The following is a 17,173-nucleotide window of genomic DNA, read 5'->3' as shown; positions in this document are numbered from 1 at the left end:
GGTCGCCGATGATTTGCTCTATAGATTCAAAAAGACTACGTTTGAATCTATAGATTCAGACTTGGGACACGAAGATGGCCGTCGCCTCGCAACCCCGCTCCTTCAGCAAAAGCCAGTGCGTGACCGGCCTGCGTGCCGCCGTCGGCATTCTGGAAAAGTGGCAGGCAACCGGCGATCAAGCCTGCCGCATCCTGCGCATTTCCCGCAGCACCTACACCCGCGCGCGCCAGCATGATCCCGATTGGTCGGTGGCGCTGGACGCGGATCAGATGCAGCGCATCAGTTTTGTCCTGAACATCCATGCGACCTTGCGCCTGGTGTTCGACAACCCGGACAACGTCTACGGCTTCGTCTCGATGGCCAATCACAACGAGTTCTTCAATGGCCGCAGCCCGCTGGACATCATGGCCCAGGGCGACATGATCGCGCTGTATGAAACCTTCCGCCGCATCGACATGCTGCGCGGCGCGCAATGGTGAGTGCCCGTCGCTTGCCGCAGCTCGCCGGGAAGGCCTTGCAGGCTTATCGGCTGGTGAACTCGAAGTTTCCACCCATTGCCTTGTTCGATGACGTGGCGAGCGCCGATGAGTTCGAACTGCTGTTCGAGATTCAGGCGCTGACCAATCCCCGTTTGAAAAACGAACTGGGTCAACTGGAGCTGATTGCGCGTAGCGAGATCCCGTTCGGCATTCCCGGTTGCTCCTATGCCATTGCGCCTTTCACCCACATCAATCCGGCGGGTTCGCGGTTCAGCGATGGCACCTTCGGGGTGTTGTACCTGGCGGACACGATGGAGACGGCACTGGCCGAGGTCCGCCATCACCAGAGCCTGTACTGGTCGAACGTGCCGAGCCTGAACTATGAGCGCTTTGTGTTTCGCGGCCTGGCTTGCGGTTTTGTCGAGCGCGGTATGCAAGACGCCACCACCCTGCCGTCCGAAGATCCGGTGTATGCCCCGGACGACTACAGCCAATCCCGGCTGCTGGGCCAGGCAATCAGGGACGCCGGCTGTCCGGGCTTGAAGTATCACTCGGTGCGCCAGCCCGGCAGCCATTGCTGGGCACTGATGACGCCGCGCCCGGTGTCGTCGATCGTGCAGACGGCCCACTACGAGATAGTGTGGAACGGGCAGATCACCAGCGTGAGCCAGATCAGCGCGGCCTGAGGGTGTGCCAATACCGACTTGAACAGTCATTGACGGAGTCGATAGTCACCATTAACTCAATGAAGTTCTCTTAAAAAATCCCGGGCGTAACATCTGCTCCATACCAACCAACAAATACCCCCGGAGCACACCATCATGAAACGCCAGACCCTTCTCAGCATCGCTTTCTCGGTTTTCGCAGTAAACGCTTTCGCCGCTACCGCTACCCAGCCAGTCGTCGCTGAAGGTGGTGCGGATCGTCTGATTGAACGTCGTGTGGCCGAGGGTGGTTCCGATCGCCTGATTGAAAAACGTGTGGCTGAAGGCGGTTCCGACCGTCTGCTGGAACGCCGCGTGGCTGCTGATGGTTCGGACAAATTGATGCAAAACCGTGTGGCCGCCGATGGTTCGGACAAACTCCAGCAAAACCGTGTGGCTGCTGACGGTTCGGACAAACTCCAGCAAAACCGCGTCGCCGCTGACGGTTCCGACAAACTCCAGCAGAACCGCGTTGCCGCTGACGGCTCCGACAAACTCCAGCAAAACCGCGTCGCTGCTGACGGTTCCGACAAACTGATGCAAAACCGCGTCGCCGAAGGTGGCTCGGATCGCCTGATCAAATACCGCGCTGCCTGAATGTCTGGTTTTACCGCGGTCCTCAACGAAAAAGCCCGGCCTCAACAGCCGGGCTTTTTTGCATGCCAATGGATTATTCTGTGCCCCCGCTTTTCTCCCGGAGACACCCGTGCCCGCCCTCACCGCCCGCGAGGTTTATCAACAACTGCGTGACGCCGCCCAGGGTATTCGCACCTTCACGGTTTTAAACAGAACCACGGTGGCCGGCCAGACACGGGTCGACATCGACGGCTGGCGCCTGACCCTGGATGTTGATGCCGGGCACCTTCGCCACTGCCTGCAAGGCCAGAGCCCGGACGGTCGAACCTATGAATTCGATAACCATCAGCGCTTCGGCACCGACCCGGTGAGTTTGCTCAGCACTTGGGAGCTGGCGCAGATCGAGCGTTTAATCGGCTGATTGTTTCGCCTCCTATCGTTCCCTGATCGCACTTGTGATAAACAGGCCGAAGTGATTTCCGTGTCCAAGGAGGCCCTGCCAATGTCCCGAACCCACCTTGCCTGCGTTTTGCTCGGCCTGCTCGCTTGCAACGCACAGGCAGACACCACGCCACCGGCGCCCGACGCCCTGCAACCGCTGCTGTCGACCATGGACCAGCGGCTGTACCTCAGCGAACTGGTGGCGCTGACCAAGTGGGACAGTGGCAAACCGATTCAGGACAACGCCCGGGAAGCCCAGGTCGTGGCCAACGCCAAAGTCGAGGCGGCCAAGCGCAAACTCGACCCGGACGATGTCGCCGACCTGATGTCCGCCCAGATCGAGGCCAGCAAGCTGGTGCAATATGGCCGATTGGCGCAATGGCAAGCCGCGCACCGGGCGCCGGATACACCGCGGCCGGACCTGAACAAGGAAATCCGGCCCAAACTCGACAAGTTGCAGGACCAGTTGCTCAAGCAATACGCGGCGTTCCTGCCCTACCGCAAAGACCCGAACTGCCCGCAATGGCTGGCCAAAGAGCGCTCGGCGCTGATCAAGGATTACCTGCATGGCCAGGCGATGATTCGCGCGACCGGCGAGTTGTGCATCGTGGGTAACTGAGTCGTAGGTGCCTTGCATGAGCCACACCGAAACCCTCGCCAAGTTGCTGCTCGGCCCGTTGTTGTTGCTGCAGGGGCTTCACACTCGGCGCGTCACGCCGAAGTTGCCGGAAGCTGAAGGTGAGCGCCGGGGCGAGGCCGGTGATGGCGCTTCATTACGCGTGCTGATAGTCGGTGACAGCGCTGCAGCGGGCGTGGGAGCCTTGACTCAGGATCAGGCCTTGAGCGGTCGGTTGGTCAAACGCCTGGCCGAACGGCATCGAGTGTCGTGGCAACTCTGGGCACGCTCGGGGCTGGACTCGCAAGCGTTGCTGGACCTGCTGGAACAGCAAGTCGCCGAGCCCTTCGACGTGGCGTTGCTGTCGATAGGCGTCAACGACGTGACCGGCACGCTGGCGGTGGATCCGTGGATCGATCGGCAACAGCGCTTGATGAAACTGCTGTGCGACAAATTTGCGGTAAAGCTGATTCTTGTATCGCCAGTGCCGCCGATGCACCTGTTCCCCGCCTTGCCACAGCCATTGCGCTGGTTTCTCGGTTTCAGGGCGCGGCGTTTCAATACCCGACTTGCAGACCTGACCACGCGGCTGGAGCAATGCACGCTGCTGAACATCTCGCTGGCCCCCGAGGCCGGGTTGATGGCCAGCGACGGGTTTCATCCGGGGCCGAAGATCTACAGTCAGTGGGCCGACGATGCGGCCCGAGTGATCGACCAACGCTTTGCACAACAATAAAAAACAGGAGTTGCAATGTCCGAACTGAATCTGCACGCCAACGCCGCAGCCTCCCTCCAGCACTGGCACGACATGGTCAGCCGCAAGGACCTGAGCCAGTTGCCGACGATGCTCGACCCGCAAGCGGTGTTCCGCTCACCGATGGCGCACACGCCGTACCCGGGCGCGCCGGTGGTGTCGATGATCCTCAACACCGTGATGAACGTATTCGAAGACTTCACCTATCACCGGGAACTGGCCACCGCGGATGGCTTGAACGTGATCCTCGAGTTCAGCGCCAGGGTCGACGGCAAAGAACTCAAAGGCATCGACATGATCCGCTTCAACGAGCAAGGCAAGATTGTCGAGTTTGAAGTGATGGTGCGGCCGTTGAGTGGCTTGCAGGCGCTGGGTGAGCAGATGGGGCAGCGGTTGGGGGCTTACTTGAAGGCTGCAAAGGCCTGATTCAGCGCAATCTTGCAGGAGTCGCCCGCAGCAAGCCGGCTCCTGCAATTCAAGCCTCACTTGCGGGAACGGGCCTGCCAGCGATGAGGCGAGAACACCCAACACGAAGACTGGCTAAACCTGCGGAAGATCCATCCTGTACCCCGCCCCCGGTACACCCTCATGCAACGCGGCCTGGATTTTCGCGTACAGCGCGTTCGCCTCAGCGTTAGTGATTGACCGCGAACAATCACGCAGCACCACCCGCAGCAGCACATTCTCCTGACCTGGCATCAACCCGAGACGTTCGCTCGCCTGCACCGGCAAGTTAGAGAATGTCCAACGCCCTTTGACCTGCATCTCCTCGATCCAGCCTGAACAATCCCCGGCGGCCAGCAACATCTTCTCGGTCAACAACTCCTCGCTCAAACCCGGTGATACCGCCAAGGAAATATCGCGAGCGATCGACGGCAATCGCGATACCGGATTCCACGGATTCAAGTCGTGCATCTGCGCCTGCACTCGCTCGTTCTGATCTCGAAGCAGTCGAATGTCGGGAATGCCTTTGCGCAGCATGGTCAAGCGATCCAGGCCCATTCCGAGCGCCAGCCCCCCGTGAAGCAGAGGATCAATACCCAGACGTCTTAACAAAGTTTGCGCAATACGACCGCACTCCAGTACCTCGACCGGTGCGCCATCGTTCAACACATTCACCTCGATTCCACCCTCGGTGTAGTGATGCGGGCTATCACTGTAAATCCAGGATTTTTCTGGCACGGCGGATTCAAGAACATCGTTGACCAGACGCAACAAGTGCTCATGTGTCGCCAGCTCGGGATCACCCAGCACCCAGATATCCATTTGATGCGGTTCCGCGCAATGCCAACGATCCCGGCTATCGCGGCGGAACGTGATACCCGGCGCGGCCAACAGGATCCTCTGCCCCGGTTGTCGAACCTTTGCCGCACGCTGAAGTGCCGCGGGAATCTGGCTGGTGGTCTGGGTCCGCAACAACGAGAAATCGTCGACCCATCGCGTGTGCGCACTTCCAAGGGTGACTTCCGAGGTGTCATAACCGAGTAGCCCGTAATTTTCTTCCGCGGACACAATTCGCGGCCCGGTCTGAAGCAGCGCTTGCGGCCAGCCGTTATCGAACAATCCTTGCAGGACTTCTTTCAACAGAAGCCGAACGGCGTGGTCGGGCTGCGCAGCGTCGGTCAAGTCCGCCATCATCAAGGCTTGGTGTACAGACTCGTCTGTCAGATGCTTTTTTGCCTCTCGCATTAAGTAGTTCCTTTTCGTTGAATAGAAGTTGAGTCCGCAGACACGGCCCCCCTCTATCAACCTAACTACCTGCGAACAGCCTCCACAATGAAAAGCAAAGTGCTTTGAATATTTTCAGAGCCGTACTACATCCACGGACTACTTACTGCGGAAAAAGGAGGAACCGGTTCCTCCACTTTCAGAACAACCATCAAACCTTCGGCTGATGACTGGTCACGCAGTGAATCCCGCCACCGCCCGCCGAAATCGCATCGATATTGAGCTGCACCACCTTGCGCTCCGGGTACAACTCGGACAGCAGGTCGAAGGCCTTGGCGTCGGCCTCTTCATCGCCGAATTCGGGCGCAATGATCGCGCCGTTGATCACGAAATAGTTGATGTAGCCCGCGGCGAAGTCCGGGTTGTCCTGACTGAATTTACTGCCGCGCGGATGCAATGGCGGCGACACGGTGTGCACCTGCAACGGACGGCCATCGGCATCGGTGGCGTTCTGCAAAATCTCCAGATGGGCACGGGTGACTTTGTAGTCGTAGGAGTCCGGATCGTTGTCGAGGTTGGCGATGACCACGCCGGGTTTGACGAAGCGTGCGTAGAAGTCGACGTGGGCATCGGTGATGTCCTTGCCCTTGATCCCCGGCAGCCAGATGATCTTGCGCAGGCCCAGTCGCTCTTTCAGTTCCGCCTCGACTTCGGCGCGGCTCCAGTCGCGGTTGCGGTTGGCATTGACCCAGCTGCTTTCGGTCATGATACCGGTGCCGTGGCCGTCCACTTCGATGGCGCCGCCCTCGCCCACCAGTTCGCTGCGGATGTAGCTGGCCTTAGCGTTTTTCGCGACTTGGGCGGCCAGTTGCGCATCGCTCTCGTGTTGTTGTTTGTTGCCCCAGCCGTTGAAGTTGAAATCCACCGCGCCCAGGTTTCCGTCACCGTCGATGACGAAGTTGGCGCTGATGTCGCGCATCCAGATGTCATCCAGCTCGGTGATGACGAAGGTGGTGTTGTGCTTGCCGCACTTGGCTTCGGCCAGGTCGCGCTCGTCCTCGCGGCAGAACACGGTGACCGGTTCATAGTCGGCAATGGCACGGGCAATCCGGCCCAGGGCGTCTTGCACCTGGGGCGTGAAGTCTTCCCAGATGGCGTCCTGCGCGCCGAACGCGATGAACGCCCGCTGGTGGGTGTCGCCTTCATCCGGCATGTACCAGGGCTTGAGTGTGGCGGCTCGCACCGGTAGCGATGCGAACCCCAGGCCCATGGACGCCGCGGCGCCCCAACCGGCAACGGCCGATACCTGCTTGATGAATGTTCGACGTGTCGGCATAACGTTTCCTTGAATGGTTCGGCTGCGGGCCGGCCCTGCGCGGGCCGGCCGGCGGTCATTTAACAGTAGCGGTTTTGAACTTGGTCCAGGTGCGCATGCGTGCCCGCATGTCGGCCTGAGGTATGTCTTTGCCGGGAATCAGCCGCGCATAGGTGGCTTCGTCGAGGTAGATGTCCGGGTTGTTGCGCATGGCCGGGTCAACGTCCGGCCGCGCCTTGGCGTTGGAGGTCGGGTAACCGGTGAAGTTGCTGATCGCCGCCATGTTCTGTGGACGCATGACGAAGTTGATGAACGCGTAGGCGTACTCCGGGTGCTGCGCGTCGACCGGAATGGCCATGGTGTCCATCCACACCGTGGTGCCCTCGCGGGGGATGCGGTAGTGGAAGGTGGTTTTCTTGCCGGCACTGTCGGAAGTGCGCTGGGCCTGGGTCATGTCGCCGCTGTAGCCGAGGGACATGCACAGGTTGCCGTTGACCAGGTCGGTCACCGGTTGCGACTGGAACTTGCGGATGTACGGCCGCAGTTTCATCAGCAACTCACTGGCCGCCGCCAGGTCTGCCGGCTTGGCACTGCGCGGATCACGGCCAAGGTAGTTGAGCACCACCGCCAGCACTTCGTCCGGCGAGTCGATCATCGAGATGCCGCAGTCGGCAAACTTCGCCGCCAGCTCCGGTTTGAACAGCATGTCGAGGCTGTTGACCGGCGCATCCGGCGCACGCTTGGCGATTTGCTCGGCGTTGTAGGTCAGGCCGATGGTGCCCCAGGTGTAGGGCACGGTGGCATCGTGGGAATGCTCGTAATGCGAGCGCAGTTTTTGCAGGCCCGGTTCGATGTCGTTCATCGCGGTGATTTTCGACTGATCCAGCTTCTGCAGGCTGCCGGCACGCATCAGGCGCTCGGCCACCGTGTCACCGGGGAAGATCAGGTCGTAGCCGCTGCCGCCGGCGAGCATCTTGGCTTCCAGGGTTTCGCTGCCGTCCATGACGTCGTAGATCACCTTGATCCCGGTTTCGGCGGTGAACTTGCTCAGGGTGTCTTCGGCAAAATAGTCGGCCCAGTTGTACAGGCGCAGGGTTTTCTCTTCAGCGTGCAGTGACGGCATGGCACAGCTCAGCGCCAGCCCCATGGCCAGGCACAGCGTGTTGATCGATTTCATCTCAGACCCCTTGGGTTGCCCAGCGCGAATGGATTTGGCGACCGTCCTGGGTCAGCAGTGCTCCGTACATTTCCGGACGGCGGTCGCGGTAGATGCCCCAGGTCAGGCGGTCTTCGCGCATGGCCGCCAGGTCCAGGGTATGGACCAGCACACCGGTGCTGTCGCGGTCGGCTTCGGCGAGCAACTTGCCCTTGTGGTTGCTGATGAACGACGAGCCGTAGAAGGACATTTGCAAGGTCGGGTCGGTGGTGGCGGCTTCACGGCCGACACGGTTGGCGGCGATCACCGGCAGCAGGTTGGCCGCAGCGTGGCCGCGCATGGTCATTTGCCAGTGATCCCGCGAATCGAGGCTCGCACAGCCTGGTTCGGAGCCAATGGCCGTGGGATAGAGCAACACCTCAGCGCCCATCAGCGCCAGGCAACGTGCGGTCTCCGGGAACCACTGATCCCAGCAGATGCCCACACCGACGCGCCCGAAGGCGGTGTCCCAGACTTTGAACCCGGTGTCGCCGGGGCTGAAGTATTCCTTCTCCTGATAGCCGATTGCGTTGGGGATGTGGGTCTTGCGGTACACCCCCAGCAGGCGCCCGTCGGCGTCGGCCACGCTCAGCGAGTTGAAGTAGGCATTGCCGGCCTTCTCGTACCAGCTCAATGGCAACACCACGCCCAGCTCCTTGGCCAGCGCGGCGAAGCGCTTGAGCACCTGGCTCTCGCGGTATTCCTCGGCCAGGGCCAGGTGCTTGTGGTGTTGCTCGATGCAGAAGTAAGGCGTGGCGAACAGCTCCTGCAGGAGGATGACTTGCGCGCCTTTGGCCGCAGCCTCGCGGACTAATTGCTCAGCCTGATCGAGGTTGCTTTTCAGGTCCCAGTTACAGGCCATCTGGGTGGTGGCGACGGTCAACAAGGTCATGGCATCAACCCCGCACCGGCCAGGCCGGCTGTTGCTGGGTGATGCAGTGCACACCGCCGCCGCCATGGGCCAGGTGGTTGATGCGCACCGGCACCACTTCACGCCCGGGGAATGCCTGCGCCAACACTTCGGCTGCCACGTTATCGGCATCGATACCGTAGGCCGGCATGATGATCGCGCCGTTGGCGATATAGAAGTTGGTGTAGGAGGCGCAGAACACTTCGGCTTCAGTGTCCACCGCATCAGTGGCTTCATACAGTTCGATCAGCTCGAAGCGACGGCCTTGGGCATCGGTGGCCAGTTCCAGGGCGCGACGGTTTTCCGCGGCCACTTTGGCGTACACCGAACTCTTGTCGTGAGTCGCATCCACCAGCAACACACCCGGGCGAGCGAAGGCGCACACGCCGTCGACGTGGCCGTCGGTCATGTCACCGGTGACGTAGTCCGGGTCGCCCGGCAGCCAGATGGTCTTCTTGATCCCCAGCAGACGGCTGAAAATCTCTTCGATCTCGGCCTTGGTCACGCCGGGGTTGCGGTTGGGGTTGAGCAGTACCGACTCAGTGGTGATCAGCGTGCCTTCGCCGTCGACATGAATCGCGCCGCCCTCATTGCTCAGGGGCGTGCCGAAACATTCCAGGCCCAGTTGATTGAGCGCACGACGGGCCAGGCTTTCGTCCAGGTCATGGGCCGACTTGCCGCCCCAGGCATTGAAGCGCCAGCTCACCCCGGCCAGGCCTTGCTGTGGATGGCAGACGAAGCTCGGACCGGAGTCGCGGCACCAACTGTCGTTGACTGCCAGCTCGATGAATTCGACGTTCGCCCCGCACAAGGCCTTGGCGCTGGCCACTGCCGACGGATCGACCACCAGTTTCACCGGTTCGAAACGGGCGATGGCGTTGACCACCCGGGCGAAATCCTCCTGCACCTGCGGCAGGGTTACGCGCCAGCCGGACTCCCACAGCGCCTGATTGTGCGGCCAGACCATCCAGGTGGCGGCATGCGTCACCCATTCCGCGGGCATCATCCAACCACTGTTTTTATTGTCGTTCTGCTGCATGATGCTCTCCAGATCATTCGGCCGTTCGTTAAGCCATTGTGTTCAATGAAATCCGCCCTGGTGGCGGCGTCATTCATGCTACGGCTGACAAAACGGGCAAACAAACGATGGATTTTGTCGACAACTGATTAGAGGAACTTATCGATATGCTCAAACACTGGCCGCCGCTGAGCACCCTTCGCGGCTTCGAGGCGGCTGCCCGGCTCGGCAGTTTTCACAAGGCCGCCGAAGAGCTGCACCTGACCCAATCGGCGATCAGCCAGCAGATCCGCAGCCTCGAGGCGTACCTGGAGCAGCCGCTGTTCTATCGCAGCGGCCGCAGTGTCAGCCTGACCGATGCCGGTCATGATTTGCTGAGCACCACCCAGGCGCTGTTGCAGCAACTGGCGGTGGGTATTCGTCGTCTGGGGCAGTACCAGAAACCCAATCAACTGGTGCTCAATACCACGCCGGCGTTTGCCCGGCATTGGTTGATGCCGCGCCTGGGGGAGTTTCGCCGGCTGCATCCGCAGGTGGATCTGTGGATTTTCAGCACCGATGAAGTGCCGGACATGGCCAGCCAGACCATCGACCTGGCAGTGCGTGACGACATCAGCTCCCAGGCCGAATGCAGCTTCAGGGTGCTGCACGCCGACCGCCTCTATCCGGCCTGCCACCCGAGCGTGCTGGCGCTGCCGGTCGAGCAGCGCACCACGCTGCATGGCGAGCGCGAGATGGACTGGAGCCATTGGGAACTGGAGTCGGGGATTGATGTGGGGCAAGTCGATCAGGGGCTGAATTTTTCCGACCCTGGCTTGCTGCTGGACGCCGCGTGCAGCGGGCTCGGCATTGCCCTGGTCAGTCAGTTGCTGAGCCGACAGGCGCAAGCCAATGGCCTGTTGCAGCCGATGGTCGACCAGACCATTCGTGGCCCAAACTGGGCGCTGCTGACCCACCGCGACAGCGAGAACAGCCCGATGGCGCGCAGCTTCAGCGAATGGCTGGTGAGCAGTCTGGCGGCGGATCAGCAGCCCTCGGCGTAATCACTGCGCCGGGAAAGTCTGCAGGTAGGCGAGCAGGTTTTCGATTTTTTCCGGGTCGTCGAGGCCCCAGAAAATCATGCGGGTGCCGGGCACGACTTTTTTCGGCGCTTCGAGGTAGGCGATCAGGGTGTCACGGTCCCAGACCAGGTTGGCTGACTTCATCGCGTCGGAATACACGTAGTCCGTGGTAACGGCAGAGTGACGACCGACGATGCCATTGAGTTGCGGACCGAAGAATGCACGGGCCGATTCACCGATCTGGTGGCAACCGCTGCAGAGGCGCTTGAAGACTTTCTCCCCGGCCTGTGCATCGCCGGCGGCTTGGGCGGACAGGCTGGTGGAGAGAAGCGTGGCGAGGGTCAGTGCTGCAAGCTTGTTCATGTTCCGTTCCCAGTATTCCAATACCGGCTATTGGAACATGGTCATCCTGTCTTGTGCATGCCCTGCGGACGCGCCCGAGGCTTTTGCGCAATCACTGACTGACAGCACGGGTCTTCACGGTGACGAACATTTTGATGCGGTCGCCGATTTCCTGGAGGGTGTGGCGGAACGGATCGTGTTTTTCGCTGGTGGTCGGGTCTTCGAAACTCCACACGATCACTTCGCCGGAGAATGGCATGCGCGCGGCTTCTTCGCTGGACTTGTCGCACAGGGTGATGACGTAGTCGAACGCCTGCCCCTCGAAATCCTCCAGGGACTTGCTGCGCAAACCGCCGGCATCAACATTGATGTGTTCAAGGGCCTGCACGGTGCGCGGGTCGATCTCGCTGGCTTCGAGCCCGGCGCTGAAGGCGCTGAAATCTTCGGGGTCGGCGTGGCGCAGCAGCGCTTCGGCCATGGGTGAGCGAACATCGTTTCGGGCGCAGACAAACAGTACGCGACGAGGGTCGGTCATGGTGTTACCCCTGCTGGCTTGTTATCAGTGTTTGCTCATCAATCCATGCAGCACGCCGAACCGCAGACCCGGTTCAGACGCAATCATATGCGTGATTCCAAACACTTTGAACGCCGCCAGCATGACCACCAGACCGCCGGGCAGAATGCTCATGCGGTGGGTCGGCAGCCCCGCCAGTTTCAGATGCTTGACGTGTTTGACTTCCAGCAGGCGCAACGACAGGCGCAACAGTCCGCCGTAGGTGATGCCGCTTTGACCGTCGTCATTCAGACCATTGGCCTTGAGTACCTTGGCCAGCATCCGCGCCGTGCCGGAGGAGCCGATCGCTTCCTGCCAACCCATGGCGCGGTAGCGCCGGGCGATGCTTTCGAATTGCTGAGTGGCAACACGCTCGGCTTCCATCAGTGCTTCGGCCATGATCCGCCCACCATGGAAGTAGCGCGAACCGAAGGTGCCGCTGCCGATGGCCAGGCTTTCGGTGACCAGCAACTGATTGCCGCGGCCGATGATCATTTCCGTGGAGCCGCCGCCGATGTCCACCACCAGACGCGTGCTTTGCGCACTCGGCAAGGTGTGCGCGACACCGGCGTACACCAGTTGCGCTTCCTCGTGACCGGAAATGACATCGATGCGAAAGCCCAGATGACGCTCGGCACTGGCCAGAAACAGCGGTGCATTATCGGCCTGGCGCACTGCGCTGGTGGCCACCGCCCGCACGCGCCCGGCTTCGAAACCGCGCAGTTTCTTGCCGAACCGTGCCAAGGCCTGCCAGCCGCGATCCAGCGCCAGTTCATCCAGCGCCCCACCCTGCAAGCCCTCCGCCAGCCGCACCGGTTCACGCAGGGTTTTCACTTCCTGAATGACCATCTGCTGGTTTCGCCTTACCGACTGGCCAATCATCATGCGAAACGCATTGGAGCCCAGGTCGATGGCGGCAAACAGGGGGGCGTCTTTCATAGGCGGGTTCCTTGCAATCATCTCCCGAAAAGCCGGCGCATTTCGGGCACTCAAGACGGTTTGCAAGAGCTTGCCACGGGTTCGATGACATCAAGATGACACCCCAGCCCATCACCACTTCGTAACAAATGATGACTAGCATCGGCCGGGCCCACCCACGACGCGAGTGTCTCACCATGCTTTCGAATCAGGACACCTTGGTCCAGCGCATCCACCGCGAGCTGCTGGACATCAGTGACGAAGAGCTGGAACTGGAGTTATCGGAAGACGGACACGATCTCAACGCATTGTTCGACGATCACCTGCCCGATGGCAGCGAAAAGGATGCCCGGCGTCTCTATTTCGCCGAACTGTTCCGTCTGCAGGGCGAACTGGTGAAATTGCAGAGCTGGGTGGTCAAGACCGGGCACAAGGTGGTGATCCTGTTCGAAGGTCGCGACGCCGCCGGCAAGGGTGGCGTGATCAAGCGCATCACCCAGCGCCTCAATCCACGGGTCTGCCGAGTCGCCGCCCTGCCCGCACCCAACGACCGCGAACGCACCCAGTGGTATTTCCAGCGGTATGTCTCGCACCTGCCGGCCGCCGGGGAAATCGTCCTGTTCGACCGCAGCTGGTACAACCGTGCCGGCGTGGAAAAGGTCATGGGCTTTTGCAATGACGATCAGTACGAAGAATTCTTCCGTACCGTGCCGGAATTCGAACGCATGCTCGCCCGTTCCGGCATCCAGTTGATCAAGTACTGGTTCTCGATTTCCGACCAGGAGCAGAACCTGCGCTTCCTCAGCCGTATTCACGACCCACTCAAGCAGTGGAAACTCAGCCCCATGGACCTGGAATCCCGACGTCGCTGGGAGGCCTACACCAAGGCCAAGGAAATCATGCTCGAGCGCACCCACATCGCCGAGGCGCCCTGGTGGGTGGTGCAGGCCGACGACAAGAAAAAGGCGCGGCTGAACTGCATCCATCACCTGCTCGGCCAGATGCCCTATGAAGAAGTCGAGATGCCGGTGATCGAGCTGCCGCAACGGGTTCGCCAGAAGGATTACTCGCGGGTACCGGTGCCGCAGGAAATCATCGTGCCGGAGATTTACTGAGGCATTCGGACCAAAGGTCGCAAAGCTGTCACGGTTTTGTCATCTGCAAGCCGCAACCTCGAAGCATCCAATGCGTGCTTTAAAATTTCTGCTGCCTTCACCGGCAGCTTTTTTTTGCGCGCTTGTCAGGGTCGCTCGCGGTTACAGACACTCCTGCGCCGCCCGCTCGAAACTGGACGGCACGAAGGTCGACGCCAGCAACTTGCGTTCGTACAGGAACACCTTGCCGCCGTTCGAGGCCTTGTAGGTTTCCATCACGTTGTCGGCCGCGATCTTGCTGGAGACGACGATGCGGTAGCTGCGCTGGGTCTGCGAGACGGTGGGCGTCAGTTGGTCATGCTGCAACTTGGGCACCACGCAATGGGTGTATTGCTCGGGGGTCTTGCTGGTCTGCAATGTCAGCGTCGGGTCATTCGGGGTCGAGGCACAACCGGCCATCAACAGCGTGGCGAATGCCAGGGCGGGGGCGAAAAACAGGCGCATGGGCGTCATCCTGATCGGAAATCATCGGTTCGTTGAGCCACCTTCATTGAGGGGCGGCTTCTGTCATGGCGGCAATTTTTCCGTGTTTGCCGGCAAAACAGAACTTGCGATGCGTGATGGTGACTATTACCCGAAGCGATAGTTTGGCTTGGCCTCGCCCAGGCAGACGGCAAAATCCGCGCACTCGCCCCTTTCAACGGGCCGAAACTCACCGATTAATGTCGATCAGGCTGCTGTGCGATAAGCCGGCAGTTGGTTAGAGTGACGGCCATCTTCAAGCGCATCATCAAGGATGGAAAATGGTTACCTGCTACCTGAAATACGTACTCGACCCGTACCAGCTCGACGCCTTCGAGCACTACGGCAAGTTATGGATTCCACTGGTGGAGAAATTCGGCGGCCAGCATCACGGCTACTTCCTGCCCTCCGAAGGCGCCAATAACATCGCCCTGGCGCTGTTCACCTTCCCCAGCCTGGCGGCGTACGAGCATTACCGCCAGCAATCGATGAACGATCCTGACTGCATCGCGGCATTCAAATACGCCGAGGAAAAGAAGTTCATCCTCAGCTATGAACGCTCGTTCATGCGCCCGGTATTGGGATAACGGCGGGTCGCTGTCCTGACTCACTGAAAGCCGCTCAACCCTGAAGGCTGAGCGGTGATGGGCTCAGTCTTTTTTCAGGTCCAGGGCATAGGTGTAGTAACCCGTGTCGCGCTCCCAACCCAGGGACTCATACAAGCGCTGGGCGGTGAAATTGTCGGTGGCGGTTTCCAGGGTCATGCCCTTGCCGCCTGCCAGTTTTGCAAACTCGCGAGCGGTGTTCATCAGCACGGTGCCGACGCCTTTCCCCCGGGCAGCGGGCGTGGTGAACAGGTCGGCGAGCAGCCAGGTACGGTGCGCGTCGATAGAGGAAAAGGTCTGGAACATCTGCACGAAGCCGAGGTTTTCGCCGTCGCTGTCCTGTGCCAGGAATATCACCGACTCGTCCCGGGCAATGCGCTCGGCGATGAAGGCACGCGACTGTGCCAGGTTCGGCGGTTGTTTGTAGAACACCCGGTAGGCATCAAATAACGGGGCGATCTGATCGATGTGCGAGGCGTCGGCGCGCAGGGCCTGAATAGCCATGAGGGTGCTCCATTGCGGTCTCAGGAAATGACAGACTAGCAATGGCAACGCAACTGCGACGGAAAAAATCTTTGAAAGCATTCCGTCCCCTGTGTGCGAGCCTGTTCACGATGACTGAGTCTCAGTCGACATTGATTTTGACTGGTCCACCGCCATCGCGAGCAAGCTCGCTCCCACAAAAGGTCGCTACAAAGGTTTAGCAGACCCGGTCAGACCCGCACGTTACGCCCCGGCAACGAGCTGCGCTGGCTGTTCTCCCAGCCTTCGACCAGGCCCACCGGCACATCCGATGCAGGCAGCAGGTTCACCCCACGCACCAGGTCAGCCGCCCTTTCCGCCAGCATGATGGTCGGCGCGTTGAGGTTGCCGTTCGGCTCGGTCGGGAACACCGACGAATCGATCACCCGCAAACCGTCGAGGCCACGCACCCGCAGTTTTGAATCCACCACCGCCATGTCGTCCTCGCCCATGCGGCAGGTACCGCAAGGGTGATAGGTACTTTCCAGGTTGTCGCGGACAAAGGCATCGAGGTCTTCATCGCTGGTGACGTGGGCGCCCGGGGCAATCTCGCCGTCGCGGAAACGGTCCATGGCGGGCTGGCCGATGATCTCGCGGGTGAGGCGAATGCAGCGGCGGAAGCCTTCGCGGTCCTCTTCGCGCTCAAGATAGTTGAAGCGGATCTGCGGATGCTCGTACGGATCGGCCGAGCGCGCGCGCACATAACCACGGCTTTTCGGCTTGTTCGGCCCGGTCAGCACCATGAAGCCATGGCCCTTGATCGGCTTGTTGCCGTCGTAGCGCATCGCCGCCGGCAGGAAGTGGAACTGAATGTCCGGCCAGCGCAGGCCCTTCTCGGAACGGATGAAACCGCCAGCTTCGAAGTGGTTGGTGGCGCCCAGGCCGTCCTTGAACAGCAGCCAGCGCAAGCCGATCATCAATTTGCTCAGCGGGTCCATCTTGCTGTTGAGGGTCACCGGTTCCTTGCAGCCGAACTGGATGTACACCTCGGCGTGGTCCTGCAGGTTCTCCCCTACCCCCGGCAGGTCGTGACGCACACCGATCCCGGCCTTGCGCAGGACCTCGGCCGGGCCGATGCCGGAGCGTTGCAGCAGGTGTGGCGAGCCGATCGGCCCGGACGACACCAGCACTTCGCGGTTGCAATACACCTGTTGCGTCTGGCCGCCGTGGTCGTAGATGACACCCACCGCGCGCTTGCCTTCAAGGATGATCTGCCGGGTCATGGCGTGGGTGATCACCGTCAGGTTCGGCCGGCCCATGGCCGGGCGCAGGTAGGCGTTGGCGGTGGAGCAACGCACGCCGTTCTTCACGGTCATGTGCATCGCGCCGAAACCTTCCTGCATGTAGCCGTTGCAGTCGTCGGTCTTGATGTAGCCCGCTTCTGCACCAGCTTCCACCCAGGCGCCGTACAGCGGGTTTTTCATGTGGTTGCCGTTGGTGGTGTGCAGCGGCCCGGTCTGCCCGCGATAGCTGTCACCGCCCGATTCGTAACTCTCGGCGCGCTTGAAGTACGGCAGGCAATTGCGATAACCCCAGCCTTCGGCGCCCATGGATTCCCACTCGTCGAAATCCAGCGCATGCCCGCGGATGTACACCAAGCCGTTGATCGACGACGAGCCGCCCAGCACCTTGCCCCGTGGGCAATGAATGCGCCGGCCGTTGAGGTAGGTCTCCGGCTCGGTCTCGTAGCGCCAGTTGTACTTTTTGGTGTTCATCGGGATCGAGAACGCGCTGGGCATCTGGATCACCACGCTCTTGTCGCTGCCGCCGTACTCCAGGACCAGTACCGAGGTCGTCGGGTCTTCGCTCAAGCGGTTGGCCAAGACACAACCTGCGGAGCCGGCGCCAATGATGATGTAGTCGTATTTTTTTGTGGTCAT

The 17,173-nt window shown here is 60.8% G+C and carries 21 protein-coding genes; 10 read left to right on the top strand and 11 right to left on the bottom strand.

The features are described 5' to 3' along the window. The first annotated feature begins 74 nt into the window (after window positions 1-74). The 7 genes from EIY72_RS11270 (at window position 75) to EIY72_RS11240 (ending at window position 3,996) form a co-directional block, all read left to right on the top strand. Window positions 75-479 (top strand): antitoxin Xre-like helix-turn-helix domain-containing protein, encoded by a 405-nt coding sequence (locus EIY72_RS11270; protein WP_093223580.1) that lies wholly within the window; start codon window positions 75-77, stop codon window positions 477-479. After that, window positions 473-1,165: an RES family NAD+ phosphorylase gene (locus EIY72_RS11265; RefSeq protein WP_093223583.1), complete on the top strand. Its 693-nt coding sequence runs from the start codon at window positions 473-475 to the stop codon at window positions 1,163-1,165. The genes EIY72_RS11270 and EIY72_RS11265 overlap by 7 nt, the downstream gene beginning before the upstream one ends. 135 nt (window positions 1,166-1,300) lie before the next feature. Beyond that, complete coding sequence (locus EIY72_RS11260; protein ID WP_093223586.1) at window positions 1,301-1,780, top strand: phage infection protein; 480 nt, start codon at window positions 1,301-1,303, stop codon at window positions 1,778-1,780. A gap of 109 nt (window positions 1,781-1,889) precedes the next feature. Next, window positions 1,890-2,180 (top strand): DUF7693 family protein, encoded by a 291-nt coding sequence (locus tag EIY72_RS11255; RefSeq protein ID WP_093223589.1) that lies wholly within the window; start codon window positions 1,890-1,892, stop codon window positions 2,178-2,180. Between the two features lie 81 nt (window positions 2,181-2,261). Next, a complete protein-coding gene (locus EIY72_RS11250) occupies window positions 2,262-2,819 on the top strand; it encodes a chorismate mutase (protein WP_093223592.1) in 558 nt (185 codons plus the stop codon). A 16-nt stretch (window positions 2,820-2,835) separates the two neighbouring features. Continuing rightward, the gene (locus tag EIY72_RS11245; protein ID WP_093223595.1) at window positions 2,836-3,552 is read left to right on the top strand and encodes an SGNH/GDSL hydrolase family protein; all 717 of its coding nucleotides are present in this window, start codon (window positions 2,836-2,838) and stop codon (window positions 3,550-3,552) included. Window positions 3,553-3,567: 15 nt separating this feature from the next. Continuing rightward, window positions 3,568-3,996, top strand: a complete 429-nt coding sequence (locus tag EIY72_RS11240; protein ID WP_093223597.1) for a nuclear transport factor 2 family protein — start codon at window positions 3,568-3,570, stop codon at window positions 3,994-3,996. A gap of 114 nt (window positions 3,997-4,110) precedes the next feature. On the opposite strand, the gene srmL is transcribed toward EIY72_RS11240, so the two are convergent. The 5 genes from srmL to EIY72_RS11215 all read right to left on the bottom strand — a co-directional run bounded on the left by srmL (window position 4,111) and on the right by EIY72_RS11215 (window position 9,697). After that, window positions 4,111-5,259 carry a PheS-related mystery ligase SrmL gene (gene srmL / locus EIY72_RS11235; RefSeq protein WP_093223600.1) on the bottom strand — a complete coding sequence of 383 codons (1,149 nt, stop codon included), beginning with the start codon at window positions 5,257-5,259 and terminating at the stop codon, window positions 4,111-4,113. Between the two features lie 190 nt (window positions 5,260-5,449). Further along, window positions 5,450-6,574: an agmatine deiminase family protein gene (locus tag EIY72_RS11230; RefSeq protein WP_093223603.1), complete on the bottom strand. Its 1,125-nt coding sequence runs from the start codon at window positions 6,572-6,574 to the stop codon at window positions 5,450-5,452. A gap of 55 nt (window positions 6,575-6,629) precedes the next feature. Then, window positions 6,630-7,730, bottom strand: coding sequence for an extracellular solute-binding protein (locus EIY72_RS11225; RefSeq protein ID WP_093223605.1), 1,101 nt, complete (start codon window positions 7,728-7,730; stop codon window positions 6,630-6,632). Window position 7,731: 1 nt separating this feature from the next. Further along, the gene (gene aguB, locus EIY72_RS11220) at window positions 7,732-8,640 is read right to left on the bottom strand and encodes an N-carbamoylputrescine amidase (protein ID WP_093223608.1); all 909 of its coding nucleotides are present in this window, start codon (window positions 8,638-8,640) and stop codon (window positions 7,732-7,734) included. Window positions 8,641-8,644: 4 nt separating this feature from the next. Next, on the bottom strand, window positions 8,645-9,697 hold the full coding sequence (locus EIY72_RS11215) for an agmatine deiminase family protein (protein WP_093223611.1): 1,053 nt from the start codon (window positions 9,695-9,697) through the stop codon (window positions 8,645-8,647). Window positions 9,698-9,843: 146 nt separating this feature from the next. Here EIY72_RS11215 and EIY72_RS11210 point away from each other — a divergent pair, with 146 nt between their 5' ends. Continuing rightward, a complete protein-coding gene (locus tag EIY72_RS11210; protein ID WP_093223614.1) occupies window positions 9,844-10,719 on the top strand; it encodes a LysR substrate-binding domain-containing protein in 876 nt (291 codons plus the stop codon). On the opposite strand, the gene EIY72_RS11205 is transcribed toward EIY72_RS11210, so the two are convergent. The 3 genes from EIY72_RS11205 to EIY72_RS11195 all read right to left on the bottom strand — a co-directional run bounded on the left by EIY72_RS11205 (window position 10,720) and on the right by EIY72_RS11195 (window position 12,571). After that, window positions 10,720-11,100 (bottom strand): c-type cytochrome, encoded by a 381-nt coding sequence (locus EIY72_RS11205; RefSeq protein WP_093223616.1) that lies wholly within the window; start codon window positions 11,098-11,100, stop codon window positions 10,720-10,722. 91 nt (window positions 11,101-11,191) lie between these two features. Next, a complete protein-coding gene (locus EIY72_RS11200) occupies window positions 11,192-11,614 on the bottom strand; it encodes an arsenate reductase ArsC (protein WP_093223619.1) in 423 nt (140 codons plus the stop codon). A gap of 24 nt (window positions 11,615-11,638) precedes the next feature. Continuing rightward, window positions 11,639-12,571: a Ppx/GppA family phosphatase gene (locus EIY72_RS11195; RefSeq protein ID WP_093223623.1), complete on the bottom strand. Its 933-nt coding sequence runs from the start codon at window positions 12,569-12,571 to the stop codon at window positions 11,639-11,641. A 176-nt stretch (window positions 12,572-12,747) separates the two neighbouring features. Between EIY72_RS11195 and ppk2 the strand changes: the two genes are divergently transcribed. Continuing rightward, window positions 12,748-13,665 carry a polyphosphate kinase 2 gene (ppk2, locus tag EIY72_RS11190; RefSeq protein ID WP_093223627.1) on the top strand — a complete coding sequence of 306 codons (918 nt, stop codon included), beginning with the start codon at window positions 12,748-12,750 and terminating at the stop codon, window positions 13,663-13,665. A 141-nt stretch (window positions 13,666-13,806) separates the two neighbouring features. On the opposite strand, the gene EIY72_RS11185 is transcribed toward ppk2, so the two are convergent. Then, a complete protein-coding gene (locus EIY72_RS11185; RefSeq protein WP_093223630.1) occupies window positions 13,807-14,148 on the bottom strand; it encodes a hypothetical protein in 342 nt (113 codons plus the stop codon). A 299-nt stretch (window positions 14,149-14,447) separates the two neighbouring features. On the opposite strand from EIY72_RS11185, the gene EIY72_RS11180 reads away from it, so the two are divergent. Next, entirely contained in the window at window positions 14,448-14,753 is a 306-nt protein-coding gene (locus EIY72_RS11180) for an NIPSNAP family protein (protein WP_093223633.1), read from the top strand. A gap of 63 nt (window positions 14,754-14,816) precedes the next feature. Here the strand turns inward: EIY72_RS11180 and EIY72_RS11175 are convergent, their stop codons facing one another. Together EIY72_RS11175 and betA are read right to left on the bottom strand one after the other, a co-directional pair. Then, on the bottom strand, window positions 14,817-15,275 hold the full coding sequence (locus EIY72_RS11175; protein ID WP_093223636.1) for a GNAT family N-acetyltransferase: 459 nt from the start codon (window positions 15,273-15,275) through the stop codon (window positions 14,817-14,819). Between the two features lie 209 nt (window positions 15,276-15,484). Continuing rightward, complete coding sequence (gene betA, locus EIY72_RS11170; protein WP_093223642.1) at window positions 15,485-17,173, bottom strand: choline dehydrogenase; 1,689 nt, start codon at window positions 17,171-17,173, stop codon at window positions 15,485-15,487.

The organism is Pseudomonas vancouverensis, assembly GCF_004348895.1.
Taxonomy (GTDB): domain Bacteria; phylum Pseudomonadota; class Gammaproteobacteria; order Pseudomonadales; family Pseudomonadaceae; genus Aquipseudomonas; species Aquipseudomonas vancouverensis.
Note: the sequence above shows the minus strand (reverse complement) of the source record. Positions and strands in the feature narration are given on the sequence as shown.